Below are 25980 nucleotides of genomic sequence, written 5' to 3' on the forward strand. Positions count from 1 at the left end.
CGCTTCGCCCGGCTGCGCCGCGCTCGCTATCGCCAGTTAGTCGCTGTCCATGGACCCGGGCGTCGTCTTGGACACCTGAACCAGGAACTCGTAGTTGGTCTTCGTCTTACGCAGCTGCGACATCAGCAAGTCGATGGCCTGGTGAGAGTCCAGGCCCGACAACACGCGGCGCAGCTTGTGCACGATGCCGAACTCGTCGGGCGACAGCAACAGCTCGTCCTTGCGGGTGCCCGACGGGTTCACGTCGACGGCCGGGAAAACCCGGCGCTCGGAGATCTTGCGGTCGAGCTTGAGCTCGGCGTTACCGGTGCCCTTGAACTCTTCGAAGATCACCGTGTCGCCGGTGGATCCGGTCTCTACCATGGCGGTCGCGATGATGGTCAGCGATCCGCCCTCTTCGATGTTGCGGGCGGCGCCCAAGAACCGCTTGGGCGGGTAGAGCGCGGTCGAGTCGACACCACCGGACAGGATGCGGCCCGATGCCGGCGACGCGTTGTTGTACGCGCGGCCCAGCCGGGTGATCGAGTCGAGCAGCACAACCACGTCCTTGCCCTGCTCGACGAGGCGCTTGGCGCGCTCGATCGCCAGCTCGGCAACCGACGTGTGGTCTGACGGCGGGCGGTCGAACGTCGAGGCGATGACCTCGCCCTTGACCGAACGCTGCATGTCGGTGACCTCCTCGGGCCGCTCGTCGACGAGCACGACCATGAGGTGGCATTCCGGGTTGTTCTTGGTGATCGCGTTGGCGATGTCCTGCAGGATCGTCGTCTTACCCGCCTTGGGTGGCGACACGATCAATGCACGCTGGCCCTTGCCGATCGGCATGATCAGGTCGATGACCCGGGTGGTCAGCCGATCCGGGGTGGTTTCCAGACGCAGCCGCTGGTTGGGATACAGCGGCGTCAGTTTGGAGAAATCGGGCCGCTTCTTGGCGTCCTCGACCGATCCACCGTTGATGCTGTCCAGGCGGACCAGCGGATTGAACTTCTGCCGCTGGTTGGGCTGCTCGCCTTCCTTGGGCACCCGAACAGCGCCGGTCACCGCGTCACCGCGGCGCAGGCCGTTCTTGCGCACCATGTTCATCGACACGTAGACGTCGTGCGGACCGGCGAGGTAACCGGACGTGCGGACGAATGCGTAGTTGTCGAGAACATCGAGGATGCCTGCCACCGGCTGGACGACGTCGTCCTCGCGCAGTTCGGTGTCCGCGCCTTCGCCAGTGCGCTCGCCGCGGCGCCTGCGGTCCCGGAACCGGCGTCCCCGCCGGCCCTGCCGTCCCTCGCCGTCGTCTTCCTGCTGATTCGAGCCGCCGCGAGGCTGCTGGCCGCCTGAGCTTTGTTGGTCGCCGCTGGAGTCGCTGCCGGCGTCTGGCCCGCGATCGTCGGGCTTGGCGTTCTGTCGGCCGTCCTGACGCTTGTCATCCTCGTCGGGGGTCGCAGTCTCGCGATCCGGTTGGGTGGCCGTGCGGGAGCCTGAATCGGCGTCCTGGGAGGCCTCCCTGGAGGCATTGCGCCGGTCGCGGCGCGGCGCCTCGGCCGATGAATCCTTCTGCTGCTCTTGGGCTGCCGGGCTTTCGGTACTGCTCGACGGCGGCGTGGCCGAAGTCTCGGATGGGGCAGCGCCGGCGGATGCGCCGTTGGCCTGTCCCCTGATTTCCTTGATTGCGGCTATCAGTTCGTTCTTACGCATTCCCGACGTCCCCTTGACACCGGCTTGATTAGCCAGCGCGCGCAGTTCGGGTAGCACCATGGTGGCCAGGGAGCCGCCCGACGCAGCGGTCTTGACGTCCGAAATGTCTGAGGTCACGGCATTCGAGGACGCATCGCCCTCGGTGCTTTCGCCAGCCGTGATGAGGTCCGTATCAGTCACGGATTTCCTTTCTTCCCTCGCTGATCAGGTCATACGAGGGTTTCTGAACCATCGGAGCATTCAGCTAGATTGCCGAGTGCGCCTCATCGACTCTGCAACGGTGATCGCCAGGATTGGCGGTATAAAGCGGCGAACCTCGTCCACGAGAAGAATTGGTAGTTGTCCTAGCGGGTAGGCAGTATGGATGCAGATGCAGATGCTGCGATTGCTGGACGGCTCCGAGGATAGCCCGCTTCCCTGCGCGAAGCAAGCAAACCCACCGGCAAGGGCGTGTTTCAACTGGCGACCGTGACCCCCGGGCTCCAGCGAACTCCGTCGCCGGCGGTCATCTTGGTGACGTGAAACCCATTTGCGGAACCGAACTGCAACGCTTCGGTGGGCAGCTCCGCCTCTGTACTTAGTGCGATCACCGCAGGTCCCGCGCCTGAAAGCGTTGCTGACACGTTATGACGCCGAAGGAGCCGCAGATATTCCGCGGAAGCCGGCATCGCCGGAGCGCGTTGCGGCTGATGCAACACGTCTTCTGTGGCCGCCATCAGCAGGTCCGGCCGCTCGGTTAATGCCAGCACCAGCAATCCAGCACGGCTGACGTTGAACCTGGCGTCTTCGTGGCTGACCTGGGCCGGAAGCAGTACGCGTGTCTCTATGGTCGACGAACGCTCCTGCGGAATCGCCAGGAAGAGCTGGATTTCGGGGTGCAGTCGCAGCGGCGCCGCCGAGTAGACCGCCGCACCACCGCTGCGGTCGATCCACGACACCACCGCGCCGCCGAGTACGGCAGCCCCCGCGTTGTCGGGATGACCCTCGAACTCTGAGGCCAGTTGGATCAGCTGCTTTTCGCTCAGTGGTTTTGAATCTACTTGCGTGGCAAGACCATTCACCGCAGCCAGACCGCCCACGACCGCAGCCGCCGAGGAGCCCAGACCGCGCGAATGCGGAATGGCGTTGCGGCAACGCACCGCCAGGCCGGGAGCGCTGAGTCCCATCGCTTGCAACCCGCAAGTGACGGCTCGCACCACCAGGTGATCGGGGCCGAACGGGACCTGGTCGGCGCCCTCGCCCTCGACGTGCACAACCAAGTCGGAATCTGTTGTCTCGACCACGATCTCGTCGCTGAGATGCAACGCTAGGCCGATGCTGTCGAAGCCCGGACCGAGGTTGGCGCTCGACGCCGACACCACGGCGCTTCCCACCAGCCCGGCAGGCAGCATTACGTCAGTCCCAACTGCTTGACGACAGCCACGGGATCCACCGGCAGCGGCGACACCCTCGGCATGTCCCTCAGCGCCGTATCGGGATCCTTCAGACCATTGCCGGTCACGGTGCACACCACAGTCGACCCGCGGGCCACCCAGCCGTCGTCGATGGCCTTGAGCAGGCCCGCGATGCTGGCCGCGGACGCGGGTTCGACGAAGACGCCTTCGGTGCCGGCGACGAGGTGGTATGCGGCCAAGATCTCCTCGTCGGTAGCGGCCAGGAAGCGTCCGTTGGACTCCTGTTGGGCCGCTACGGCCGAAGTCCAGGACGCCGGTGCGCCGATCCGGATCGCGGTAGCGATGGTCTCTGGGTGGCTCACGGGTTCGCCGTGCACCAGGGGAGCCGCGCCCGCAGCCTGAGTGCCCAGCATGCGGGGCAGCTTGTCGATGACACCGTCGCGGTGGTACTCGGTGTAGCCCTTCCAGTAGGCGGTGATGTTGCCCGCGTTACCGACCGGAAGGGCATGCACGTCTGGTGCACCGCCCAGCACATCGACGATCTCGAAAGCCGCGGTCTTCTGACCCTCGATTCGCACCGGGTTGACCGAGTTGACCAAGGAGATCGACGGGAAGTCGGACGTCATCTTGCGGGCCAGTTCCAGGCAGTCGTCGAAGTTGCCGTCGATCTGGATGATCTTGGCGCCGTGCATAACCGCCTGCGCTAGCTTGCCCATCGCGATCTTGCCCTGCGGTATCAACACCGCGCAGGTGATGCCGGCGCGGGCGGCGTTCGCGGCGGCCGACGCCGAGGTGTTTCCGGTGGATGCGCACAGCACCGCCTGCTGCCCACGGGCAACCGCATCGGTGACCGCCATCGTCATGCCCCGGTCTTTGAAGGAACCGGTTGGGTTGAGGCCCTCGACCTTGAGATGGATGGTGCAGCCGGTCTTTTCGGAGAGCCGGGTTGCGGCGATCAGCGGGGTGCCGCCCTCTTGCAGGGTCACCGGGGTCCAGCCGTCGCCGACCGGTAGCCGGTCGCGGTATGCCGCGATCACGCCTGGCCAGGGCTGGTGGATGGCCGTCCTGGGGGCACTCATCGGCCGGTTCCTTCCAGCCGCAGCACGCTTGCGACATTTTGCACGACGTCCAAATCGGCCAGCGCCTCGACGGTTTCGGACAGCGCCGCCTCGGTGGCGTGGTGGGTGACCACCACGATGCGGGCCCCCACCCGGCGTCCGCCCTCGTCCGACACACCTTCCTGGCGGACCTCGGCGATGCTCACCTCGCGCTTGGCGAATTCGGCTGCCACCGAAGATAGGACACCGGTCTTGTCGGCGACGTTCATGCTGACGTAATAGCGAGTAGAGATAAAACCCATTGGCGCGACGGGAAGTTGGGCGTACTTGGACTCGCGTGGTGCACGGCTGCCCAGCACCCGGTTGCGGGCCGCCATCACCAGGTCGCCCGTCACCGCCGAGGCGGTTGGCGCGCCACCGGCACCCTGGCCGTAGAACATCAGACGACCCGCGGCCTCGGCCTCCACCACCACCGCGTTGAACGCACCGTTGACTGCGGCGAGCGGATGCGACAACGGCACCAAGGCTGGGTAGACCCGGGCCGAAAGCCGTTGCTGTTCTTCGTCGGTGGTGATGCGCTCGCAGATCGACAGGAGCTTGATGGTGCAACCGAGCGCCCGCGCGGACACGAAGTCGGCCGGGGTGATCTTGGTGATGCCCTCACGGTAGACGTCGTCGGCGGTCACCCGGGTGTGGAACGCGATGGAGGCCAGGATCGCGGCCTTGGCCGCCGCGTCGTAACCTTCGACGTCGGCAGTGGGATCGGCCTCGGCGTAGCCCAGTGCGCTGGCGTCGGCCAGGGCGCTGTCGTAATCGGCGCCCGTGGTGTCCATGGCCGAGAGGATGTAGTTGGTGGTGCCGTTGACGATGCCAGCCACCCGCAGGACTGTGTCTCCGGCCAACGATTGAGTCAGCGGACGGATGACGGGGATGGCGCCTGCGACCGCCGCCTCGAAATACAGGTCAACATGCGCGTTTTCAGCGGCCTGGGCCAATTCGCCGGTGGATATCGACAGCAACGCCTTGTTCGCCGTGACGACGGACTTGCCGTGCTTCATCGCACCGAGGATGGCCCTGCGAGCCGGCTCCAAGGGGCCCATCAGTTCCACGACGATGTCGACGTCGTCGCGTGACACGAGTTCGTCGATGTCGTCTGTGAGCAGATCGATCGGCACACCACGGTCGTCGGCTACCCGGCGGACACCGATACCGCGCAACACCAAGGGCGCGCCGACCCGGGCCGCGAGATCCTGCGCGCTGTCCTCGATGATGCGGACCACTTCGCTGCCGACGTTGCCGAACCCGAGCACTGCTACGCCGATTGCCTTTTCGTCACCCGGCACGGGTCACCTCACTTCCAGACTCAGCAGATCGTCGACCGTCTCGCGGCGCAGTATCAGACGTGACTGCCCGGAGCGCACCGCGACCACCGCGGGACGACAGATCATGTTGTAACGGCTCGACAATGAATAGCAGTATGCGCCGGTAGCGGCGACGCCGAGCAGGTCGCCGGGTTGCAGGTCATCCGGCACCCATGTGTCGCGCACAATGATATCGCCGCTTTCGCAGTGCTTTCCGACGATGCGCGCCAGCACCGCCGGTGCTTCGCTCAGTCGTGACACCAACCGGGCGTCGTACTGCGCGTCGTACAGTGCGGTGCGGATGTTGTCGCTGATGCCGCCGTCGACGCTGACGTAGCGGCGGTTCGCGCTGGCACTCACGTCGACGTCCTTGACGGTGCCGACTTCATACAGCGTGATGGTGCCCGGACCGGCGATCGCGCGTCCAGGCTCGACAACCAGTTTCGGTGCAGGCAAGCCGACGGCCGCTGATTCCTTGCTCACGATGGCACTGAGTTTGGCGGCCAGCTCGGCGATCGGCGGCGGATCGTCGGGCGGCAGGTACGAGATCCCGAGCCCGCCACCGAGATCGACGGTGGACAGCTGCGCGGTCTTCTCGGGACCGAATTCACCGACCACCTCGCGCAGTAGGCCGATGACTCGGTGTGCGGCGACTTCGAAGCCGGCGACGTCGAAAATCTGCGAACCGATGTGGCTGTGCAGTCCGACCAATCGCAGGTGATCGGCGGCGAATACCTGTCGGATCGCTGCCATCGCCGCACCGCTGGCCACCGACAGTCCGAACTTCTGGTCCTCGTGGGCGGTGGAGATGAACTCGTGGGTGTGCGCTTCGACGCCTACGGTGAGACGCACCAAAACGTCTTGGACGATGCCCGCCTCGCCGGCGATCGCGTCGAGGCGCTCGATCTCGATCATCGAGTCCAAGACGACGTGACCGACACCGGCCTTGACAGCCGCTGCCAGCTCCGCGATCGACTTGTTGTTGCCGTGCAGGGTAATTCGCTCCGGCGGGAAGCCGGCGTGCAGCGCGACGGCGAGCTCGCCGCCGGTGCACACGTCCAGCGACAGCCCTTCTTCGTCGATCCAGCGCGCAATTTCGCTGCACAGGAAGGCTTTTGCGGCGTAATGCACATGGGCTCCGCCGCCGAACGCTGCCACGGTCTCTTGACAGCGAGAGCGGAAGTCGTCCTCGTCGACGACAAACAGCGGAGTGCCGTATTCTCCGGCGAGGTCGGTCAGCTTGACTCCCGCGATGTGGGTCACGCCATCTTGGTCACGAATGGTGTTGCGCGGCCACACATTCGGGGCCAGCCGTAGCAGTTCGTCGGCCGACTGAGGCCGCGGCAGACCACTGGCGGGGCGGATCTCTTCAGCGTGCCGGGGACCGGCGGGATGGACGTTCACATGCGCTCCGGGGCGGTGACTCCCAGTATTGCCAACCCGTTGGCAATAACCTGACGAGCGGCCTGGCACAGCGCCAGGCGTGCCGTGTGCAGGTCGGTAGGCTGCTCGTCGCCCTGGGGCAGCACGCGGCATGAGTCATAGAACCGGTGGTAGTCGCCGGCGAGGTCTTCCAGGTAGCGGCATATCCGGTGCGGTTCCCGCAGGGAGGCAGCGGTTTCGAGCACCCGGGGGAATTCGCCGATGGTGCGTAGCAGCGTTCCCTCTTTGTCGTGGTTGAGCAGCTCGAGGTGGTTCGTGTCGGCAACCAGGCCCAGTTCGGCCGCGTTGCGTGCCAGCGCCGAAAGCCGGGCGTGCGCGTATTGCACGTAGTAGACCGGGTTTTCATTGGACGCCGAGGACCACAGTGCCAGGTCGATGTCGATCGGTGTGTCCACCGACGAGCGGATCAGGCTGTAGCGGGCGGCGTCTACGCCGATCGCCTCGACCAGGTCGTCGAGCGTTATGACGGTGCCGGCCCGCTTGCTCATCCGCACCGGCTGACCGTCGCGGACCAGGTTGACCATCTGGCCGATGAGCACTTCCACGGTGGCGGGATCGTCGCCGAACGCGGCAGCGGCGGCCTTGAGCCTCGCGATATAGCCGTGATGGTCGGCGCCGAACATGTAGATGCACAAATCGAAGCCGCGCTGCCGCTTGTCCAAGTAGTAGGCGAGATCGCCGGCGACATAGGCCGGCTTGCCGTCGCTCTTGATCACGACGCGGTCCTTGTCGTCACCGAAAGCGCTGCTGCGCAACCAGGTTGCGCCGTCCTTCTCGTAGATGTTGCCGGTCTCACGGAGCCGGGCGATGGCCTCCTCGACGCGGCCGCTGGCGTGCATCGAGTCTTCGTGGGTGTAAACGTCGAAGTCGGTTCCGAATTCGTGCAGCGACTCTTTGATGTGGGCGAACATCAGATCGACGCCGATTTCGCGGAACGTTTCGCGCATCGAGGTCTCAGGCAGCGTGAGCGCGTCCGGCGCCTTTTCCAACACCTGTGCGGCGATGTCGTTGATGTAGCTGCCGGCGTAGCCATCTGTAGGCGTGGGTTCGCCTTTTGCGGCCGCGACTAGTGAGCTGGCGAATCGGTCGATCTGGGCGCCGTGGTCGTTGAAGTAATACTCGCGCACTACTTCGGCGCCCTGCGTGGACAGCAGCCGGCCCAGCGCGTCACCGACCGCCGCCCAGCGGGTACCGCCGATGTGGATCGGCCCGGTCGGGTTGGCCGAGACGAATTCCAGGTTGATCTTGTGACCGGCCAGTTCGGCGGAGTGGCCGTACTTCGCGCCGGCGTCGATGACGTCGTTGACGATCTTGGCTTGCGCCGACGTCTCGAGGCGCATGTTGATGAAGCCCGGTCCGGCTACTTCGGCAGAGGCGATGCCGTCGACCTGGGTCAGCGCCTCGGCAAGCCAGCCGGCCAAGTCACGCGGTTTTGCCCCGACCTTTTTGGCGAGCTGAAGTGCCAGGTTGCTGGCGTAATCGCCGTGCTCGGGGTTGCGTGGACGTTCCACGGTGACCGTCTGCGGCAACACCGACACGTCGAGGTCATGCTCGGCCAGCACCGCTGCGGCGGTGATTTTGAGCAGCTCAGCCAGGTCGGCGGGGGTCACGAGCGTCCATCCTATTGGCTAGTGTGCTCGCGCCCCGAATCCATTGCGGTGCTCAGACGGTCATGTCGATGAGTTAGTCTGTTCGGGCCCATTGGCGCAGCATGGTTTTGGGTGCGCCCCCGTAGCTCAGGGGATAGAGCGTCTGCCTCCGGAGCAGAAGGCCGCAGGTTCGAATCCTGCCGGGGGCACTGTCTGACCAGCGGAAACGCCGAAATCCGGCTTTCGCGTGCATTCTCCGTCCTATGTTGCCGTCGCTGGCGGGGCCGACGACCATTCTCGTGGGCATGCCTCCCACCCCGGGTGCCACCCCCAATGCCTGGTAGCGGCCCTGTCGGATGCCCATCCCGCCGGTTGGCCGACGCGCCAGATGACGAGTGGGCTGGACGGCGAGCAACTTGGGTGGATGAAGACTCATGCTTAACAGCACATGGGCTGGGTAAACCGCTGCGATGGGACGCCAACATCGTTCCGGGAGGTTGTGAAATGCCGGATTCAGCGCGCGATCGCGCGGCCGCGGATGACCTTGCGGCGCAACGGAATGAGCAGGTGGCTGAAGGTCACGAGTGGGCTGCTCATGGAAAACCCAACAGTAGCGGCGAACTGCATAGCGACGCTGCAATTCAGCGGCGGCGGACCGCTGGAAAAGATCGCTCTAAAGCCGAAGCCGCCAGAGATGAAACGGACGAAGGAACAGACCAGGAAAAGTAGCCGCACGACCGGCCTGAATGCTGACCGTTGTTTACCCGTTACGCGCTAGAAAATTCAAAAATTCTTGGGTATGTGGCGCGAGGTATGCCAGGGAATGTCGCGCAATATATTGCGTGCCGCCAGCATGCCGTTTCGCTAGCCGACACGCTGTCCGCCGACTACACTGCTCGCGTCGCTTACGGAACCGCGGAGGGACGCATGTTCTATCAAATTGTCGTCTCCATTATTGCGGTGCTTGCTCTGGTGACCGCTGTGTTCCTGCCGATCCAGGCCCGAAGAATCCGCGACGGATGGAAACCTATAAGGTTCGAGGGAACCCACGCAGAGTTCGTTGCGAAATATCGCGGTCAGGCCAGGCTCTACTGGATAAATTTGGTGCTCGGCGTCCTCCTGACCGCGGGTGGGCTATTTTCCGTGTTCGCCAATGAGCCGGGCCGGTGGTGGCGGTTTCTCGGCGGCGTGGCTTTCGTGATCATCGGAGCCGTCGGATTGTGGTGCCGCCACATATTGAGTTCGTCGCCAAAGAAGCCCATGGATACGTCCGAGGGAGAAGTGGCTTAGCACCAAAGATTTCGCCGGGACAGTGCGATTGCGTTCGCCCTACGGGCGCAGAATAAATCGGGGATCCCCCGCGGGTGCCAGCCGAGTTTTAAAACACTGTTTCGTTGCTACAGCGGCAACGGCGCCGCTGATGTTGGTGTAACACTCGGCCGGGACGGCTTTTCCATACGAGGCTGGTCTATCAAGACCATGGCCACCGCGATCAGGGCCATAAGCACTATGCCTGCCGCGATGATGGTCATGGTCGTGGTCACGACCGCTATCAGAACATCGCGACGGTTGCCCATCACTTCACGTCCGGTCGGGTGGGCAGTGCGGCAAGTTGCAGGATAAGTGCAGTGGGCATGCAGCAATCTCCTCCGCCATTAGGCTTGCCAAGCGGCGCACTTCTGCGCGTTTAGCCAGAAGTCCCTGACGGCGGATCTAGTAGGTGCGCCCTCGGTAGCCGCTTCCTGACTACCGAGGACTAAGCAGCGCGAGTAGTGCCGGCTCCCCCCACGCGCCTGATACACGGCCTACCCGTCACGGCTCCAGCGAAACTGAGATCAGCATTTGTTCACCGAAACGGGTCGTTTAGTCGCCGTCAGCCAATAAGGGGTGGCCCTTCTCCGTCGGTGGCTGCAGCGACGCGAGGTGCCCTCCAGGAACGGGGGCCAGAGTCTTGGGTGCGGGCGGACGGCTGAGAGCTGCCCGACAGCCAGCTACCTGCCATCGAGTTCAAAGTCCTTGCGTATCAATGGGATTGCGGTGCCATTAGCCACACCATTCGCGCACATCCTTCGGATACCCGTCGAGCGGTCCGAGGTCCTGACAGCGCTGCCCCGGCGGGTAGTTGACGCGGGCGTTGAGCAGATCGCAGGGAATGTAGACCTGCTTGCCCTTAGGAGTGTTGGTCAAACATTGCGTCGGCGGCTGGGCCTGAGCTGGGGCGGGAGCAATAAGTGCCAGCAATAAGCCGGTGAGCACGACCACCACACGGCGATAGGTCATAGCGACTCCTTGAGTGCGGTACCTATCTGCAATTGGTAGTAGTCGTAGTTGGAAAGCGCAATCAGCGTCTGAGCCGGTACCTCAGCTCACCGCTCTCGGAGTCGACGACTCGCCCGTCGTCGCGAATGCGGAACAACAGCTGAGTCCTGTCGGCATCAAGAATCCGGCTGTCGTCGGGAAGGCGAAACACCAATCGGCGCGACTTGACATCGATGATCCGCGGACCACGTACTCGAAAAACGGTCTTTTCAGAGCTCGCATCAATCATGCGGTGCCCGTCATAGCGCCCCTCGTACACGTCTCCGAGCTTAAGTCGCGGCTTATAGGCGAGGGCTTTCGTGGTCGCTCGCGGAGTCACTTTCCGCCATTTGTCGCAGTCGGTCAGCCATACGGCGGTCTTCTTCCGCGTACCGGCGATGACAGGCAGCGTGCTGGAGGTAGTCATCCCGTTCACTGACGCTGTGACTAGCTGCTTCCTCTAAGGTCCGCGCGGTTCTGTCCTGACTTTCAGCGGATCTCTTCAAGCTGTCGGCCGCGGCTCGCTGGGCTCTCCTCGCTTGTCGACGTGCTTCCTCGGCTCGTTCTTCGGCGTCGATCGCCTCTGCGGCAACCTGCAGGTCTGCTCCGGCATCGAAGCCTTCTGTGTCGGCCATCTGCGGTGTCCTTCGTCTTTTCCAGACTTGACCATGCTGGCCCTGCCGAAACACGCTCAACCGCCAGCGCGTTTCGATCTCATCAAGAATTTATTGAGAATCCGTATAGGCATCGTGCAGAGGCTTTGGCCAGCGCCATCCACCGTTGATCGCAACACATCAGCAGACGGAGTTCCCGATGTCTTCTCACCGTTTCACCGCCGCATTCGCCGGCATCATTCTGGCCGGCGCCACCCTTGGCCTGACCAACCTCGGCTTTGCCAGCACCGCCAGGGCGAGCTCGGTCGACGACGCATTCCTCGCCCAGATCCAGGCTGACGGGATCACGCCGCCGAGCGCCGAGCGGGCTATCAGCGAGGCGCACAAAGTGTGTGACTCCCTCAACCAGGGACACTCCGGTCAGGAGGTTTACCGCGAAGTGGCCGAGGCGACGGGCCTGAGCGCCAAAGGTGCCAAGGTATTCGCCGTCGACGCTGCAACCGCCTACTGCCCGAAGTACGTCAGCCGCAGCGCCTAACGATTGCCATGCGGGGACGGCCCCGCATTCCTCACCTTGAGCAGCCTCGCCCGAAGGCGCGGCAACATCACGGCTTTGCCAGAAAAAGCGAATCTCGGTACGTACCCGCCGCGTAAGATTCGCCACGATATCCGCAGACTGAGCTCGCTGAACGACGCCGAGGTCGCGTCACCGAGCCCGACGACGAGGGGGCTTAACCATGGGCATGCGCGACATGATCCGCGGCGAGTTCGTCGACATCATCGAATGGCTCGACGACACGAACACGACATTGGCATGGCGGTTCCCGCGGTATCAAAACGAGATCAAGAACGGTGCTCAGCTGGTTGTTCGCGAGGGCCAGCGCGCCATGTTCGTCTATCGCGGGCAGCTGGCCGATCAGTTCAATCCCGGTCACTACACCCTGACCAGTGAGAACATGCCCATCTTGGGCACACTGCAGGGTTGGAAGTACGGATTCAACAGCCCTTTCCGCTCCGAGGTTTACTACGTCAACACCCGCCCGTACCCCGACTTACGTTGGGGCACACCGCAGCCGGTAACCGTTCGCGACCCGGACTTCAAGATGGTGCAGGTGCGAGCCAACGGCACCACGGTTGTCCGGGTGACTGACCCGACCGCTTTCCTGCGTCAGGTGCTCGGCACCCAGAGCGTGGTCGACATGGACCAGATCACCGAGATGATCCGCCGCAATATCGCGCTTGCGTTCAACGACATGGTCATGGGCAGCGGCCTCGGCGCGATCGACCTACAGGGTCGCCAGGTGGAATTGTCGGACAAGCTGCGCGAGTTCGTCGCTCAGCGAGTGCAGGCGTTCGGCCTCGGCATCGACGCCGTCACCATGACTATCTCGCTGCCGGAGGAGATTCAGCAGGCCATGACCCGCGGTGTCGCGCGTGGTCTCGAGGAGAGCGGCTTCCTGAACAACGTCGGCGATCTCGACCGCTTTGCCAAAGCCCGCCAAGCCGACGCGATGTTGGCGGCGGCGCAAAACGAGGGCGGCGGCGCAGCCGGCTCGGCCATCCAGGCGGGCCTCGGCGTCGCACTGGGTAGCCAGATGGCCAATGCAGCGCAGGGCGGTTACGCCCAGCCACAACAACCGCAACACTTTGCACCACAAGGGGCGCCGCCGCCGTTGCCGCCGCAGCAGCAATTCCATTTCGAGCGCGAGGGCCAACCCGCCGGTCCGTACCCCGTCGAGGGGCTGCGGCAGTTCGTCGCCAGCGGTCAACTGACCCGGGACACAGTGGTTTGGACCGAAGGAATGCCCAACTGGGCTCCCGCGTCGACGGTGCCGTCGCTGCAGTCGTTGTTCAGCACGCCGCCGCCGCTACCCGGCACCCCTCCGCCGCTTCCGCAGCAATGAGTTTCGAACCCATGGACCCTGCGCGCAATCAGCCGCGCGCGCAGCCTCCGCCGCTGCCACGCCCCCCGAGCGGCCCGCCACCTCTACCAGGCCGGCCACCGGCAGGCCCGCCGCCGCTACAGCATCCGCAAGCTGGCCCGCCGCCGCTACAGCGCCCGCCAGCACCTCCCCCGCCGTTGCCTCGCCCGCAAGCATCCCCGCCGACCATTCAGCCATTCGCCGGACAACCGGCCGGGCCCGCGATGTTCCACCACACAGAGCGCACCCGAACCTATCCGTGCGCGTCGTGCGGTGGTCAGCTCAACTTCGACATCGCCAGCCAGAAACTGCGCTGCCCCAACTGCGGCAACTACTACGACATCACCGCACCCAACACCCCGGTCACATCCCGCGAACTGACCGGCGCGATGCGGGAACTACGGGCGTTGCAACAACGCCAGGACGGGCCGAACGTTACCGGCATGCGGGAAGTAGCTTGCCAGAACTGCGGTGGCACAACCGAATTCGCAGGCAGCCTGACAGCCACCAAGTGTCCTTACTGCGCGACACCCATCCAGCGCGACGACGTGCACAACGCTCCCGCACGACTCCCGGTCGACGGCCTGGTGCCCTTCCGCGTCGATGAGAAACAGGCCCGCGAGCTCATCGAAAAGTGGGTGACCAAGCGCTGGTTCGCGCCAACCGATTTCAAGAGGTACCGCGAGCTTGGCGCCTTCTCCAGCCTGTACACCGCGTATTTCACCTATGACGCCGACACCGACACGCAATACGACGGCGAACGCGGCGAGGATTACGAAGTTCGGGTCGGCACTGACAGCGACGGCGACCCGATTTACGAAACGCGAACCAGGTGGTACCGCGTCGCCGGTCAGGTGAGCAACAACTTCGCCGACCTGCCGGTGCTGGCCAACGACGGCGAAAGCCTCAACCGCAAAAGAATTAAGGCGCTCGAGCCGTGGCCGATCGAACAAGCGCGGTCATACTCTCCGGAATTCGTCGCCGGCCACCTGTGTCGCACCTACGACAAAGACGCCGAGCAGGCACTGCCGGAAGCCAAACAGGAGATGGAGAAAGCCGTCGAACAGACGGTGCGCTCCAACATCGGCGGAGACCGTCAGCGCATCCACCAACTCCGCACCACCTGGAACTACCTCGGGTTCAAACACCTGTTGCTGCCGATATGGCTGCTGACCGTCATGTACAGCAACCGCCCGTTCCAGGTATGCATCAACGGGCTCACTGGCGAAGTGGCCGGCGACCGCCCCTGGAGCAAGGTCAAGTTGGCGATCGCCATTGCGATTGCTGTGGTGGTCGTGATCTTGGTTATCTCGATCTTCGTCTACCTCCGCTCCCACGGGCATCACTCGACCCGCGTGCCCACCCACCACATCCACAAGAGGTAGCCATGGAAATCGTCGTGGCGGTGATCCTCACGCTTGCCGTCATCGCGGGTCTGGCGGTCGCCGTGGTAGCGGTCGTCAATGCCAACCAGCAGCGGGCCATCGCGCGCGCCAATCAGCTGATCCCGGGCCGCCCGACGCACGCCCCTCGGACATGGGCCGTATCGCACGACCCGGAAGCCCGGCTGCACCGCAGGCTGCGCGATGCGATGTCGGCGTTGCATGCCGTCAACGCACTTGATACCGGTTCAACCCTTGTGCTGCGCGCCGATCTGGAACAGACCGCGCTCAGCCTCGACGATCACCTCGTGGCCGTCGCGCACCTTGCGCCGGACCACAAAGACGAGTTACTTCAATCGATTACGACAACAGTCGAATCCATCGAAGCCGCAGTCGCGCGTTACGCGGCCGCCGCGACGTCGCCCGACACGACCGCTCTCGAAGCCGACCTCGCCATGGTGCAGCGCCAGCTCGACACCGTGAGCGAGCTGCAGAGGGGGCTTCCTCCGTCATGACCGTCGGGGTAGCAATACGGGGGTGACCAACTCACCGGTGCTCAGGTAGCTGTCCAGATTGCGGATTGCGAGCAGCGCCATCGCCCGACGGGTCCGGGTGGTGGCACTGCCGATGTGCGGGAACAACACCACGTTGTCGAGGGCCGACAACTCGGCGGGCACATTGGGCTCGTCGACGAAGACGTCCAGCCCCGCACCGGCCAGCCCGCCGGCGACCAGCAACTCCACCAGCGCGTCCTGGTCCACGACGCTGCCGCGCGCAATGTTGATGAGGTAGCCCTCGGGACCCAATGCCTCGAGGACGGCGCGGTCGACCAGATTGCGAGTTCCCCGATCGCCCGTCGTCGCGACGACCAGAACATCGACCATTTCGGCCAACTCCACGGGCGTCTGCGCGTAGCGGTACGGCGACCCCTCGATTCGCCGGCGGTTGTGATACGCGATGGCACAGTCGAACCCGAGCAGGCGAGTCGCGATGGCCGAGCCGATACGTCCCAGGCCCAGGATGCCGATCTGCAGGCCGGTGACGTCCCTCCCGTACGGGAACGGACCGTCCTGCGCCCATCGACCGGCCCGCACGTAGCGGTCGGCGGCGCCGAACCGGCGCACGGCCATTAGGATCAGCCCGACTGCCGTGTCGGCGACGGTGTCGGACAACACATCCGGCGTGTTGCTGACCCCGATGCCGCGGCGCTTGGCTGCGGCCAGATCGATTGCATCCACGCCGGCACCGTTGTTGACGATCGCTTCCAAGTTGGGCAGCGCCGCGATGGTGTCGGCGTCGACACCCGGGCGGCCCCACGTCACCACCGCGCGAATGTCGGCCGCGTGCTCCGCCAGAAACTCGGCCCCTCGCGGTCCGTCGGGCAGCCGCGGGATTTGGTAGCGCGCCGCCAGCTCGGCATCAAATATCGGCTCGAACTCACCGATGCGCAGCACGTCGTTGGTCTTCTTCGCCGTCACGTAGCCATCTTCCAGGACCAGGGGCGAGCAGACGTGAAAGCCCGCGACACGCCGAGGATCCGGGTGCTTTTGCGTCTGCTCGCCGGTAGAAGCAGCTGCCGATGAGTTTTCCGGACCACACCGGTCTGCCTTGAGGTACCCGATCGCTCTCGTACGGAGGCACGTTGAGCAGAACCAATCTTTCGATGTCGATCTCTGCCGACGGCTATGTGGCCGGGCCCGACCAGAGCGAAGAGCATCCGCTCGGCGTCGGAGGCCGGACGCTGCATGAGTGGCATCTCGGCCCCGCGAAAGACCATCCGGTCAACCGACAAGTGATGTCAGACATGCTGGATGGCATGGGCGCAACGATTATGGGGCGCAACATGTTCGGTCCCGTTCGCGGCGACTGGGGGGATTCGGTCTGGAAGGGGTGGTGGGGCGACGACCCGCCATATCACTGCCCGGTCTTTGTCCTGACCCACTATCCGCACGACCCGATCGAAATGACAGGCGGAACCACCTTCCACTTCGTCACCGACGGGATCGAATCTGCGTACGCCCAAGCCGAGGCGGCTGCCGGTGGCCGAGCCATCTCGATCGCCGGAGGTGCATCATGCGCACGGCAAGCCATCCAAGCCGGGCTGGTCGACGAAATCGACCTCCAAGTCAACCCGGTGATCCTCGGGCAGGGTGAACGGCTGTTCGACGGCTTCGAGGCCGGCAGGCCCAGTCTGGAGCTCGTCCGCGTACTCGAGGCTCCGGGGGTGGCCCATCTGCGCTACCGCGTGATCCGGTAACCCGTGTGCGCCGACCATTGGCGAGCAGACGCAAATTCCCCCGACACGCCTAGGATTCTGGTGATTTTGCGTCTGCTCGCTGATAGAAGTCTCGCGCGCTCCAAGAATCCTTCAAGAATTCGTCAAGGATCCGAAAAGGCGGCTGCGCAATGGTGATGCAGTCATGCAACCCACACGGATTCGGACACGCGAATGACCGCTCTACGGGCCGACGCCCGCGCCGTCGACGTGACGGCCCACTTCGGACACGAGAACCTCGTTGCACACCTGCGGACGCAATTCGAGATCTACGGCGACACCCGCAGCTTCACCTACCTCCGCGAATTCGGTCGCGGGCTCGCCGAAGAGGTGACGTCATTCCGTGAGCTGGATCGCGGTGCGCGCGAGGTCGCCGCCTGGCTGGCCGACATGCCACAAACCAACAGACCGGTCGTGCTGTTGTTCGAGCCAGGGGCGGAATTCTGGCGAGCCTTCCTCGGCTGCCTCTATGCGGGGGTCATCGCTGTGCCCGCGCCGCTTCCCCACGATCACCGCAGCTTGAGGCGCGTCGCCGGAATTCTGCGCGACGCCGACAGCCGCCTGCTGCTGACCAGCGCCAATCTGTTCGACCTGATCGCCGGTGGCATCGACGGACTCGGGCTCGAGCACCACGTCGAATGCCTGGCCGTCAACGAGGCACCGCATGCCGACCCGGCCTCGTGGACGATGCCGCACCTCACCGCCAATACGGTGGCCTTCCTGCAGTACACCTCTGGATCGACCGGCGACCCCAAGGGCGTCGCGGTGACCCACGGCAACATCCTGCACAACGAATACGCGATCACTGAGTTTCTCGAGTTCGACGACACCGAGAAGCTGTGCGGCTGGATTCCGCACTTTCACGACATGGGATTGATCTGCCAGATCATGGGCTTCTACGCCGGCATGGACATCGTGCTCATGTCGCCGCTCGCCTTTCTGAAGCAGCCGATCCGCCTGCTTCAAGCCATCAGCAAGTACCGCGCGACGGCAACCGCGGCACCCAACTTCGCCTACGACCTGATCGTTCGTCGCGTATCGCCGGAGCAGCTGAACGGGCTCGACCTGTCCACATTGCGGGTCGCCTTCAACGGCGCGGAGCCGATCCGCCGCCGCACCATCGAGGCAGTCAATGAGCTCCTTGGACCGGCCGGATGGCGTCCCTCGGCGATGCGACCGGGCTACGGGATGGCCGAGGTTACGCTTCTCGCGACGGCTACCCCGGAAATCGAGTCCTTCGTGTGTCTCGAGGCCGACCCCGCCGCACTCGAGCGCAACGAATTCGCGCCGCCGGTGGACCGGGCGGTCAGCCTGGTCAGCTCCGGCCTTCCGGGTCCCGGCATCGACGTCCGCATCGTCGACCCCGAGACGCGCCAGCCGTTGGTCGACGGCAAGGTCGGCGAGATCTGGCTGCGCAGCGCCAGTGTGGCCAGCGGTTACTACAACCGTGCGCCCGAGAGCGAGGACCGCTTCGGCGGCCAGACTGCCGACGGTGACGGCCCATATCTGCGCACCGGCGACCTGGGGCTGATCAAAGATCGGCACTTATTTGTGACAGGGCGTCGCAAAGACCTCCTCATCGTCAACGGCCGCAACCTCTACCCGCAGGACATCGAGGAGTTGGTGCAGGACGTGCATCCAGCCACCTTCGCGGCACGCGGTGTCGCGGTCGCTGTCGACGGACTCGAAACCGAACATCTGGTCGTCATCCAGACCGTCAGAACCGACCGGCTCGACGGAATGTCGCCGGCGCAACTCGCCAGCGCGATCAAGGTGGCGGTAGCGCGCGCCTTCGAGATCCCCGCACCGAGCGTTGTTTTGGTGAGCCGCAACGGAATTCATCTCACCACCAGCGGAAAGGTGCAGCGCGCGTCCATGCGGGCGGCCTTCCTGCACCGCGAACTCAGCGACGTCCTTCACGAAAGCATCGACCCCGCAGTCGCCACCGCGCGGATCGGCCAACTCGCACTCTTCGAAATCGCGTAATCAAAAGCAAGCAAGGAGCTGTTAATGCACACCTCGCCGACGACTCGTAATGTGCTCGCCTGGCTCACCTCTCGGCTCGCACGCCACCTCGACGTTCCGTCGCACACCATCGACCCGACCCTTCCGCTCGCCGAGATGGGCGTCGATTCGGTCCGTGCGCTCGGCCTCGTCGGCGACGTCGAGTCGCACTGGGACATCGACGTCGACCCGACGTTGGTCTTCGACTACCCGACGCTGGCGCATATCGCGGACTTCATCCGCGACGCCGTCGGCCCCCGGGAACTGGTAGCGCAATGAGTTCGAGCGACATCGCAATCGTCGGGATCGACTGTCGCTTCCCCAAGGCACCCGACAGTGTGGCCCTGTGGGACCTGCTGATGAGCGGCGACGAGGGTATAGCCGAGGTGCCCGAGCACCGTTGGGACGCCGAGCAGTTCTACGACAAAACGGGCAAACCTGGGGCGGTCAATCACCGCACCGGCGGATTCATCAGCGACGCAGACGCTTTCGACCACGAGTTCTTCGGCATCACCCCGCGTGAAGCCCAGAGCATGGACCCGCAGCAACGCCTGCTCCTGCAGGCGGCCTGGCGCGCACTCGAGGACGCCACGCTGGACCCCAGATCGCAGGCCGGCTCCAACACCGGTGTTTTCGTCGGCGTGATGGCCAATGAATGGGCCCATCAGCATATGCGCGACTTCTCGCAGATCACGGCCCAAGCCGGCTCGGGCAACGGCTATTTCATGACGGCCAACAGGCTGTCCTACCAGCTCGACCTCAAGGGGCCCAGCCTCGCCGTCGACACCGCATGCTCGTCGTCGCTGGTTGCCGTGCACGTCGCCGCGGCATCGCTGCGTGCCGGCGAATGCGACCAGGCATTGGCCGCGGGCGTGAACATCATCATCACCCCCGCGCTCAACGTGTTCTACACCCAAGCCGGGCTGTCCGCGCCCGACGGCCGGTGCAAGCCGTTCAGCGGCTCGGCTGACGGCATCGGCCGCGGCGAAGGCGTCGCCGTGGTCGTACTGCGGCGGCTGGACGACGCTCTGGCCGACGGGCTGCCCGTGTACGCGGTCATCAAAGGCAGCGCCGTCAACAACGATGGGCGCAGCAACGGCATCACCGCACCGAACCGCTGGGCTCAGGAAAAGGTTGTGGAAACCGCCAACCGGGCGGCCGGCGTCGCACCGGAGCAGATCAACTTCCTCGAAGCACATGGCACCGGAACGCTGCTCGGCGACATGATCGAGGTGAAGGCGCTCGCCGCTGCGCACCGCCGCCGGCAGGCCGAGCCCTGCGCGATCGGGTCGATCAAGGGCAACCTCGGCCACACCGAAGGCGCCGCAGGAGTCGCGGGTCTGATCAAGGCAGTGCTGAGCCTGCACCACCGCGTCGTCCCACCATCGCGTTTCGCAGATCAGGAGAATCCGCAATTACGGCTCGCCGCAAGCGGTTTGCGCTTGGTAACCGAACCGATGCCCCTGCCCGCGGCAACCGCACACGCGGGGGTGTCCAGCTTCGGGATCGGCGGCACCAACTGCCACGTCGTACTGGCGAGCGCTCCGGCACGGGACGATGCGCACGTGGTATCGGGCGGCGGCGTGCTGACGCTGTCGTCGAACAGCCGTGAAGGCCTGTACCTCAACGTTTCTCGCCTAGCGGATGACATCGCTTGCAGTTCAGCGCCTCTCGCCCAGTTGTGCTGGTCGAGCAACCGCATCAAGTCCTCCGGCAAGGCGCGGCTGGCGATCTCCGTCGACGACCGCGACGATGCGGTGAAGCGGCTGCGCATGCTCGCCCACCCCGCGGGCAAACTCGAGGCCGTGTCCGGTACCGCGCAGAGCATCGCGGCGGGGTGGCTGTTCAGCGGGCAGGGCACGCAGTACCCGGGGATGTCGCGTCGACTGCATGACAGCAGTGACGCCTACCGCTCCGCGCTTGCCGCCGCCGAGGCCGCCGCGTTGCCATACCTCGGCCAGCCCATTCGCGACGTGCTGTTCGGCACGGACGATCGGATCAACCGCACCGAATTCGCGCAGCCGGCAATCTTTTCCGTGCAATACGCACTCGCCCGCGCGCTGATCGAGCTGGGCGCTGAGCCAGCCTGGGTGCTCGGGCACAGCATCGGCGAATTCGCCGCCGCCGTGATCGCCGGCGTACTCAGCCTCGACGATGCGTGCCGGCTGGTCGTCGCGCGCGGCCGGCTGATGCAGCGACTGCCATGCGCCGGCAAGATGCTCGCCGTTCGTGCCGGCGTCGACGACGTCGCGCACTTGGTCGAGGCGAACCCCATGCTTGCCGTCGCCGCCGTGAACGGACCCAGCGAACTGGTTCTATCCGGTGCCGCCGACTCGATCGATCGGGCGGCCGCCATCCTGCGCGAAAACGGCTTGTCCGTCCACGAACTCACCGTCTCGCACGCGTTCCACTCGCCGCTCATGGAGCCGATGCTCGAAGAATTCCGGGCCGTGGCGAACACGTGCGCGTTCGCCCCGCGGAGCATCCCGGTGTTCTCCACCCTGCGTGGCCGATTGCTCGGAAACGACGAGGCGATGGACGCTGACTACTGGGTTTCTCACGCCGCTGAGACGGTGCGGTTTGCGGACGCGACATCGGCGGCGCTGCAGGCCGAACCGACTCACCTCATCGAACTCGGGCCGAAGCGGACCCTGCTTCCGATGCTTACCCGTTCACACCCGGCGATGGGCTTGAAAACGCTGGCTCCGCTTTCCGGCCCCGACGCCACCGGCTCGGAGCTCACCGAGACCATCGCGGCACTTTATCGAGATGGACTGAACCCGAAGTGGGACAAGCTCTACCCGCCGCACGCGCAGGTCCCGCAACGGCTCAGCGGTTACCGGTTCACAACGACGAACCGCTCGTGGATCACGCCTGTCCAGCCGGTCACCATCGACTTGCCGCTCCCGGAGATCGCCGAGCTTCCGCTCAAGGAAGAGACGACGATGGACAACGTCGTCGCGTTGTTCAGGGAGCAGGCTGCCGTCCTTGCTTCGCTGGCTCAGGCCGGCGCGGAGGTCGCGCAGCGGGCCCGTTCGTCCGTCGACGACCTCGGCTCGCTGGTCCGCGCCGAGGTGGCCCGGGTCAGCGGCTTCCCCGACCGTTCGTTGCGCGCGACCCAAACCATCGTGGGAGACCTCGGTTTCGACTCGATCATGGTCGCCGACCTGTTCAGTGGCCTGGCCCGAAAGCTTCCCGGCGTCGGGATCGATCCCGGCTGGTTTGAGACCACGACGACGATCGGCGACCTCATCGCTCATGTGGGTGGCGCGCCGGCGGACGAGGATCGCGTCGACGTGCCCGTGCCGGCGGTTGCACCGGAGCACCGGATCGCGCAGTTCCCCGAGGTCATCGCTTTCGCCGAGCGGCGGCAGCTTCTGACGGAACTGGGCGTCGAGAATCCGTACTTCGTGGTGAACGACGGGGTCACGCGCGACACCTCGATCGTGAACGGCGAAGCGGTGCTCAACTTCTCGAGCTACAACTACCTCGGCATGTCCGGCCACCCGGGCGTGGCCACCGCGGTCCTGAATGCCGTTGTCCAGCAAGGCAGCTCCTGCTCGGCCTCACGACTGCTCTCGGGCGAGAAGCCGGTACACCTCGAGCTCGAGCGTGAGCTCGCCGACCTGATCGGCACCGAGGATGCGATGGTCCTCAACAGCGGTCACGCGACGAACGTCACGGTGATCGGTCACCTGCTCGGCGAAGGTGACCTTGTCATTCATGACAGCCTCGCACACGACAGCATTGTCCAGGGCTGCAAGCTTTCCGGCGCAACGCGCCGGTCGTTCCCCCACAACAACCACGCCGCGCTGGACGACATACTGGCCAACATCCGCCATCAGTACCGCCGGGTGCTCGTCGTCATCGAGGGCGTCTACAGCCAGGACGGCGACATTCCCGACCTGCCCGCCTTCATCGCCGTCAAGCAGAAGCACCAGGCACTGCTGATGATCGACGAAGCCCACAGTATCGGCGTTCTCGGCCGCAGCGGCGGAGGCATCGGAGAGCACTTCGGTGTGAACCGCCAGGACGTGGAGCTGTGGGCGGGCACCGTGTCCAAGGCGCTCGCCGGCTGCGGCGGCTATGTCGCCGGAACCCATGAGGTAATCCAGTATCTGAAATACACGACGCCGGGGTTCATCTTCAGCGTCGGGGTGCCACCGCCAGTGGCGGCGGCGTCGGTGGCCGCGATCCGGTTGATGCGGTCGCAGCCCGAACACCTGCGCCGGCTGCGTGAAAACGCCGAGCTGTTCTTGAACCTGGCGCGCGAAGCCGGCATCGACACCGGCGACAGCGCGGGCACCCCGGTGATCCCCTGCATCGTCGGCAGCTCGGCCAATGCGCTGCGACTGTCGGACGCCCTGATGCGACGCGGCATCAATGCCAACCCGATCCTGTATCCGGCTGTGCCAGAAGACAAAGCCCGACTGAGGTTCTTTCTCACCAGCTGCCACTCAGAGGAACAAATCCGGTTCGCCGTCAAGGTCGTGGCCGAAGAGCTCTCCCTGCTGAGCTGATTGCTACCGACGCAAGAATCTTTTGAGAATCCGCCAAGGATCCGTCAAGCAGCTCGCGCGATGGTGATTACCAGCCACTGATAGGAAGGGCGACGACACCATGCGGCTGTTCTGCTTCCACCATGCCGGGGGCGGCGGGTTGGCATTCAAATCCTGGAACAAGGCGCTGCAGCCGGCCTTTGAGGTGATTCCGGTCGAAATTGCCGACCGCGAGCGGTTCAGCACGCTGCGGCGCCTCGTCGACGAGGTGAACAATCAGTTGCAGTCCCGCCTCGATGCCCCACATATGTTCTTCGGTCACAGTTTCGGCGCCCTGCTGGCATACCGGTTGGCGTGTACGCGTGCGGCGCAGGGTTCTCCGCTGCCGCGGGCGATGTTCCTGTCGGCGTATGCCCCACCGCATCTTCCGCCGCCACTGCATGCTGTGGACATGCTCGACGACCAGCAACTCGCCACCTTCCTCTCACATCTCGGCGGGCTGCCTTCGGAGCTGATGCGCTGGCCCACTCTGCATGAGCGCGCCTTGACGATCGCCCGGCACGACTTGCGGCTCTGCATGACGGACGAGGAAGCCGATAGCGCGGAACTGCCCTGCCCCATACATGTTTTCGGCGGCAGTGAGGACCCGATCGTGAGTGAGTCCGATTTGCATGAATGGCGCTCGCGGACAACGTCGGACTTCTCGGTGCAGATCCTTCGCGGTGGGCACTTCTATCTTCGCGACCGACAGCCGCTGTTTGAAACGCTGCGACCGCTGATGTCGACGATCGCTGCGGCGTAGGGGGTCTGGCCGGTCGGCGTCATCGAGAGCCAGAAGGAAACGCCGCCACCGGCATTTCGACGGTTCCACGGCAGGGGCCGCTGCTGATGTCGGTGTGCCAGGTACCACGCAAGGTGCCGTTCGGCGCGGGCGAGTAGTAGGCCCACGAAGTCGCAGGTGCCCATACCCTCGGAATGCCCTCTCCCATATAGCAATCCCACTGAAAGTCGAAGCGCTCGACCCATTTGGCTCCGTCCCACGTGTAGTGGGACGGCTGGGGCAGCGTGGGATTCTTCGGAGTGGGACCGTCAGTGGCGGTGGCCACGCAGTTGCTTGCCGAACATGCGGTCACGAAGACGTAGTCAGCGCTGAAGGTGGGCTCGGCCTGGCGAGCGGCCATGCTGGTGCCGGACTTGTCGACGGCGTACCTCACGAGTGAGTACTTTCCATTCCACGCAGGCGTCGCGGCGTGCGCCGGAACCGTCGACGCACCGAGCAACGCCGCCGCAACGAGCACTGTGAAACTCGCACGCACCGTGACAATGCTGTCGGATCGATGACGCGGCAATGTATCGCCGCGGACACAATCCCGCGATTAGTCCAGATCGAAACGCGTGGCGCCGAACGGTTCCGACGTGCCGAGCGCGAATACCGTGGACGGCTGCATCCGGTAGCAATACCAGGGCGGAGGACCGGCCGACGGGGCACTGTACTCTGCCGTGAACGCCTCAGCTTCAACCCTGGCAGGCCACCCGTCAGCCACGAAAGCCGCTGCCACCGCACGCAATTCGTCCGCTTCGGTAACCCTGGCAGCGACGCCTTCGACCACAAGGTCAAAGGGCTCGGTGGCGACGCTGATCACGCATCTGGGATCGCGCGCCAGGTTACGCGACTTGCGGGTGGCCGGACCGGAGGTGAAATACCAATTGCCGCTGCACCGAATCACCCCTACCGCCATCACATGCGGGCTGCCATCGGGATTGATCGTCGTGAGCCAGGTCGTGTGACGCTGCGGGCCGCCGGTGCCCGGTGCCTGCGACAACTGGCTATCCAGCACGGCATAGACGCGGGACCACTCGATTGGCGGTGTTCCATATCCGTCGAGGTTGCGCTGCGTGATCGTCATATCGGTATTGACCGCGGCCGGCCGCGGAACTCATCGCGTCCGCAACAGGAACAGACCGTAGGCGGCGATCGACTGAGCATCGACGATGACTCCACCGCGAATCATCTGCTCGACGTCCGCACGCGTAAACCAGGCGCTGTGCATGTCCTGCTCCTCATGCTCGCGGTCGACCTGACCTTCCGATATTCCGGTAGCCAGGAACACCCATCCGCGCTGACTGCTCATCCCCGGAACCGCGTCGAGCCGGCCCAGGACTTCGAACGACGTCGCGCGCAGCCCCGTCTCCTCGCGCAGCTCGCGCGCGGCGAGGGCAGACGGTTCGAGGTCAGCGAGGCCGGGAGCGGTGCCCTGCGGAAACTCCCAACGTCGCGCACCGACCGGATAACGGTGTTGCTCCACCAACCGGAAACGGTCTCCGTCCCAGGGGACGACCAGCGCATACGCCGGCTTGTCGACCACCGCGTAAATGCCCGCACTGCCGTCGGGCCGGCGGATCTCGTCCTCGCGGAGGACCATCCAGGGATTCCGATAGATCTCCCGGGACG

The 25980-nt window shown here is 64.8% G+C and carries 23 protein-coding genes and 1 tRNA gene; 12 read left to right on the plus strand and 12 right to left on the minus strand.

Annotated features, from left to right (window positions below):
- Window positions 1-36 precede the first annotated feature (36 nt).
- The 6 genes from rho to argS form a co-directional block, all read right to left on the minus strand.
- Window positions 37-1869 (minus strand): transcription termination factor Rho, encoded by a 1833-nt coding sequence (gene rho, locus A9W99_RS22650; protein WP_067383516.1) that lies wholly within the window; start codon window positions 1867-1869, stop codon window positions 37-39.
- Window positions 1870-2144: 275 nt separating this feature from the next.
- Window positions 2145-3080, minus strand: coding sequence for a homoserine kinase (gene thrB, locus A9W99_RS22655; RefSeq protein ID WP_067383519.1), 936 nt, complete (start codon window positions 3078-3080; stop codon window positions 2145-2147).
- Entirely contained in the window at window positions 3080-4162 is a 1083-nt protein-coding gene (gene thrC, locus A9W99_RS22660) for a threonine synthase (RefSeq protein ID WP_067383523.1), read from the minus strand. The genes thrB and thrC overlap by 1 nt, the downstream gene beginning before the upstream one ends.
- Window positions 4159-5484 carry a homoserine dehydrogenase gene (locus A9W99_RS22665; protein ID WP_067383526.1) on the minus strand — a complete coding sequence of 442 codons (1326 nt, stop codon included), beginning with the start codon at window positions 5482-5484 and terminating at the stop codon, window positions 4159-4161. The genes thrC and A9W99_RS22665 overlap by 4 nt, the downstream gene beginning before the upstream one ends.
- A gap of 3 nt (window positions 5485-5487) precedes the next feature.
- Entirely contained in the window at window positions 5488-6906 is a 1419-nt protein-coding gene (gene lysA, locus A9W99_RS22670) for a diaminopimelate decarboxylase (protein ID WP_067383530.1), read from the minus strand.
- Window positions 6903-8555: an arginine--tRNA ligase gene (gene argS / locus A9W99_RS22675; protein ID WP_067383532.1), complete on the minus strand. Its 1653-nt coding sequence runs from the start codon at window positions 8553-8555 to the stop codon at window positions 6903-6905. Before argS ends, lysA begins: the two co-directional genes overlap by 4 nt.
- 115 nt (window positions 8556-8670) lie before the next feature.
- On the opposite strand from argS, the gene A9W99_RS22680 reads away from it, so the two are divergent.
- The 3 genes from A9W99_RS22680 to A9W99_RS22685 all read left to right on the plus strand — a co-directional run bounded on the left by A9W99_RS22680 (window position 8671) and on the right by A9W99_RS22685 (window position 9824).
- A tRNA-Arg gene (locus tag A9W99_RS22680) sits at window positions 8671-8743 on the plus strand.
- A 211-nt stretch (window positions 8744-8954) separates the two neighbouring features.
- A complete protein-coding gene (locus A9W99_RS26710) occupies window positions 8955-9263 on the plus strand; it encodes a hypothetical protein (RefSeq protein WP_156623238.1) in 309 nt (102 codons plus the stop codon).
- Window positions 9264-9290: 27 nt separating this feature from the next.
- A complete protein-coding gene (locus A9W99_RS22685; protein WP_156623239.1) occupies window positions 9291-9824 on the plus strand; it encodes a hypothetical protein in 534 nt (177 codons plus the stop codon).
- A 753-nt stretch (window positions 9825-10577) separates the two neighbouring features.
- Here the strand turns inward: A9W99_RS22685 and A9W99_RS22695 are convergent.
- Both A9W99_RS22695 and A9W99_RS22700 read right to left on the minus strand, forming a co-directional pair.
- Entirely contained in the window at window positions 10578-10814 is a 237-nt protein-coding gene (locus tag A9W99_RS22695) for a hypothetical protein (protein ID WP_067383543.1), read from the minus strand.
- A gap of 61 nt (window positions 10815-10875) precedes the next feature.
- Window positions 10876-11259, minus strand: coding sequence for a hypothetical protein (locus A9W99_RS22700; RefSeq protein WP_067383546.1), 384 nt, complete (start codon window positions 11257-11259; stop codon window positions 10876-10878).
- A gap of 386 nt (window positions 11260-11645) precedes the next feature.
- On the opposite strand from A9W99_RS22700, the gene A9W99_RS22705 reads away from it, so the two are divergent.
- The 4 genes from A9W99_RS22705 (at window position 11646) to A9W99_RS22720 (ending at window position 15265) form a co-directional block, all read left to right on the plus strand.
- Complete coding sequence (locus tag A9W99_RS22705; protein WP_067383549.1) at window positions 11646-11984, plus strand: DUF732 domain-containing protein; 339 nt, start codon at window positions 11646-11648, stop codon at window positions 11982-11984.
- A 199-nt stretch (window positions 11985-12183) separates the two neighbouring features.
- Entirely contained in the window at window positions 12184-13350 is a 1167-nt protein-coding gene (locus A9W99_RS22710) for an SPFH domain-containing protein (RefSeq protein ID WP_067383552.1), read from the plus strand.
- Between the two features lie 242 nt (window positions 13351-13592).
- On the plus strand, window positions 13593-14753 hold the full coding sequence (locus A9W99_RS22715) for a hypothetical protein (RefSeq protein WP_216639749.1): 1161 nt from the start codon (window positions 13593-13595) through the stop codon (window positions 14751-14753).
- 2 nt (window positions 14754-14755) lie between these two features.
- A complete protein-coding gene (locus A9W99_RS22720; RefSeq protein WP_067383555.1) occupies window positions 14756-15265 on the plus strand; it encodes a hypothetical protein in 510 nt (169 codons plus the stop codon).
- On the opposite strand, the gene A9W99_RS22725 is transcribed toward A9W99_RS22720, so the two are convergent.
- Complete coding sequence (locus A9W99_RS22725) at window positions 15260-16228, minus strand: 2-hydroxyacid dehydrogenase (protein ID WP_067383558.1); 969 nt, start codon at window positions 16226-16228, stop codon at window positions 15260-15262. The genes A9W99_RS22720 and A9W99_RS22725 overlap by 6 nt on opposite strands.
- A gap of 164 nt (window positions 16229-16392) precedes the next feature.
- Between A9W99_RS22725 and A9W99_RS22730 the strand changes: the two genes are divergently transcribed.
- The 5 genes from A9W99_RS22730 (at window position 16393) to A9W99_RS22750 (ending at window position 24330) form a co-directional block, all read left to right on the plus strand.
- Window positions 16393-17007 carry a dihydrofolate reductase family protein gene (locus A9W99_RS22730; protein WP_067383561.1) on the plus strand — a complete coding sequence of 205 codons (615 nt, stop codon included), beginning with the start codon at window positions 16393-16395 and terminating at the stop codon, window positions 17005-17007.
- 192 nt (window positions 17008-17199) lie between these two features.
- Window positions 17200-19011, plus strand: a complete 1812-nt coding sequence (locus A9W99_RS22735) for a fatty acyl-AMP ligase (protein WP_067383566.1) — start codon at window positions 17200-17202, stop codon at window positions 19009-19011.
- A gap of 24 nt (window positions 19012-19035) precedes the next feature.
- Window positions 19036-19308 carry an acyl carrier protein gene (locus A9W99_RS22740; RefSeq protein WP_067383569.1) on the plus strand — a complete coding sequence of 91 codons (273 nt, stop codon included), beginning with the start codon at window positions 19036-19038 and terminating at the stop codon, window positions 19306-19308.
- On the plus strand, window positions 19305-23549 hold the full coding sequence (locus A9W99_RS22745; RefSeq protein ID WP_067383572.1) for a type I polyketide synthase: 4245 nt from the start codon (window positions 19305-19307) through the stop codon (window positions 23547-23549). Before A9W99_RS22740 ends, A9W99_RS22745 begins: the two co-directional genes overlap by 4 nt.
- Before the next feature lie 100 nt (window positions 23550-23649).
- Complete coding sequence (locus A9W99_RS22750; protein ID WP_067383574.1) at window positions 23650-24330, plus strand: thioesterase II family protein; 681 nt, start codon at window positions 23650-23652, stop codon at window positions 24328-24330.
- Between the two features lie 19 nt (window positions 24331-24349).
- Here the strand turns inward: A9W99_RS22750 and A9W99_RS22755 are convergent, their stop codons facing one another.
- The 3 genes from A9W99_RS22755 to A9W99_RS22765 are packed head-to-tail and all read right to left on the minus strand — an operon-like array spanning window position 24350 to window position 25951.
- Window positions 24350-24844: a hypothetical protein gene (locus tag A9W99_RS22755; RefSeq protein WP_371514979.1), complete on the minus strand. Its 495-nt coding sequence runs from the start codon at window positions 24842-24844 to the stop codon at window positions 24350-24352.
- Window positions 24845-24904: 60 nt separating this feature from the next.
- Window positions 24905-25435 (minus strand): pyridoxamine 5'-phosphate oxidase family protein, encoded by a 531-nt coding sequence (locus A9W99_RS22760; protein ID WP_067383580.1) that lies wholly within the window; start codon window positions 25433-25435, stop codon window positions 24905-24907.
- 30 nt (window positions 25436-25465) lie between these two features.
- Complete coding sequence (locus A9W99_RS22765) at window positions 25466-25951, minus strand: NUDIX hydrolase (protein ID WP_172828932.1); 486 nt, start codon at window positions 25949-25951, stop codon at window positions 25466-25468.
- Window positions 25952-25980: the final 29 nt, after the last annotated feature.

Source organism: Mycobacterium sp. 1164966.3 (assembly GCF_001665395.1).
Lineage (GTDB): Bacteria > Actinomycetota > Actinomycetes > Mycobacteriales > Mycobacteriaceae > Mycobacterium.

What these genes read in the sequence shown, in the direction of transcription:
- thrB (WP_067383519.1), bottom strand. Translation starts at nt 3,080, where the DNA reads ATGCTGCCTGCCGGGCTGGTGGGAAGCGCCGTGGTGTCGGCGTCGAGC.
- thrC (WP_067383523.1), bottom strand. Translation starts at nt 4,162, where the DNA reads ATGAGTGCCCCCAGGACGGCCATCCACCAGCCCTGGCCAGGCGTGATC.
- A9W99_RS22695 (WP_067383543.1), bottom strand. Translation starts at nt 10,814, where the DNA reads ATGACCTATCGCCGTGTGGTGGTCGTGCTCACCGGCTTATTGCTGGCA.
- A9W99_RS22700 (WP_067383546.1), bottom strand. Translation starts at nt 11,259, where the DNA reads ATGACTACCTCCAGCACGCTGCCTGTCATCGCCGGTACGCGGAAGAAG.
- A9W99_RS22705 (WP_067383549.1), top strand. Translation starts at nt 11,646, where the DNA reads ATGTCTTCTCACCGTTTCACCGCCGCATTCGCCGGCATCATTCTGGCC.
- A9W99_RS22710 (WP_067383552.1), top strand. Translation starts at nt 12,184, where the DNA reads ATGGGCATGCGCGACATGATCCGCGGCGAGTTCGTCGACATCATCGAA.
- A9W99_RS22715 (WP_216639749.1), top strand. Translation starts at nt 13,593, where the DNA reads ATGTTCCACCACACAGAGCGCACCCGAACCTATCCGTGCGCGTCGTGC.
- A9W99_RS22720 (WP_067383555.1), top strand. Translation starts at nt 14,756, where the DNA reads ATGGAAATCGTCGTGGCGGTGATCCTCACGCTTGCCGTCATCGCGGGT.
- A9W99_RS22735 (WP_067383566.1), top strand. Translation starts at nt 17,200, where the DNA reads ATGACCGCTCTACGGGCCGACGCCCGCGCCGTCGACGTGACGGCCCAC.
- A9W99_RS22740 (WP_067383569.1), top strand. Translation starts at nt 19,036, where the DNA reads ATGCACACCTCGCCGACGACTCGTAATGTGCTCGCCTGGCTCACCTCT.
- A9W99_RS22745 (WP_067383572.1), top strand. Translation starts at nt 19,305, where the DNA reads ATGAGTTCGAGCGACATCGCAATCGTCGGGATCGACTGTCGCTTCCCC.
- A9W99_RS22750 (WP_067383574.1), top strand. Translation starts at nt 23,650, where the DNA reads ATGCGGCTGTTCTGCTTCCACCATGCCGGGGGCGGCGGGTTGGCATTC.
- A9W99_RS22760 (WP_067383580.1), bottom strand. Translation starts at nt 25,435, where the DNA reads ATGACGATCACGCAGCGCAACCTCGACGGATATGGAACACCGCCAATC.
- A9W99_RS22765 (WP_172828932.1), bottom strand. Translation starts at nt 25,951, where the DNA reads ATGGTCCTCCGCGAGGACGAGATCCGCCGGCCCGACGGCAGTGCGGGC.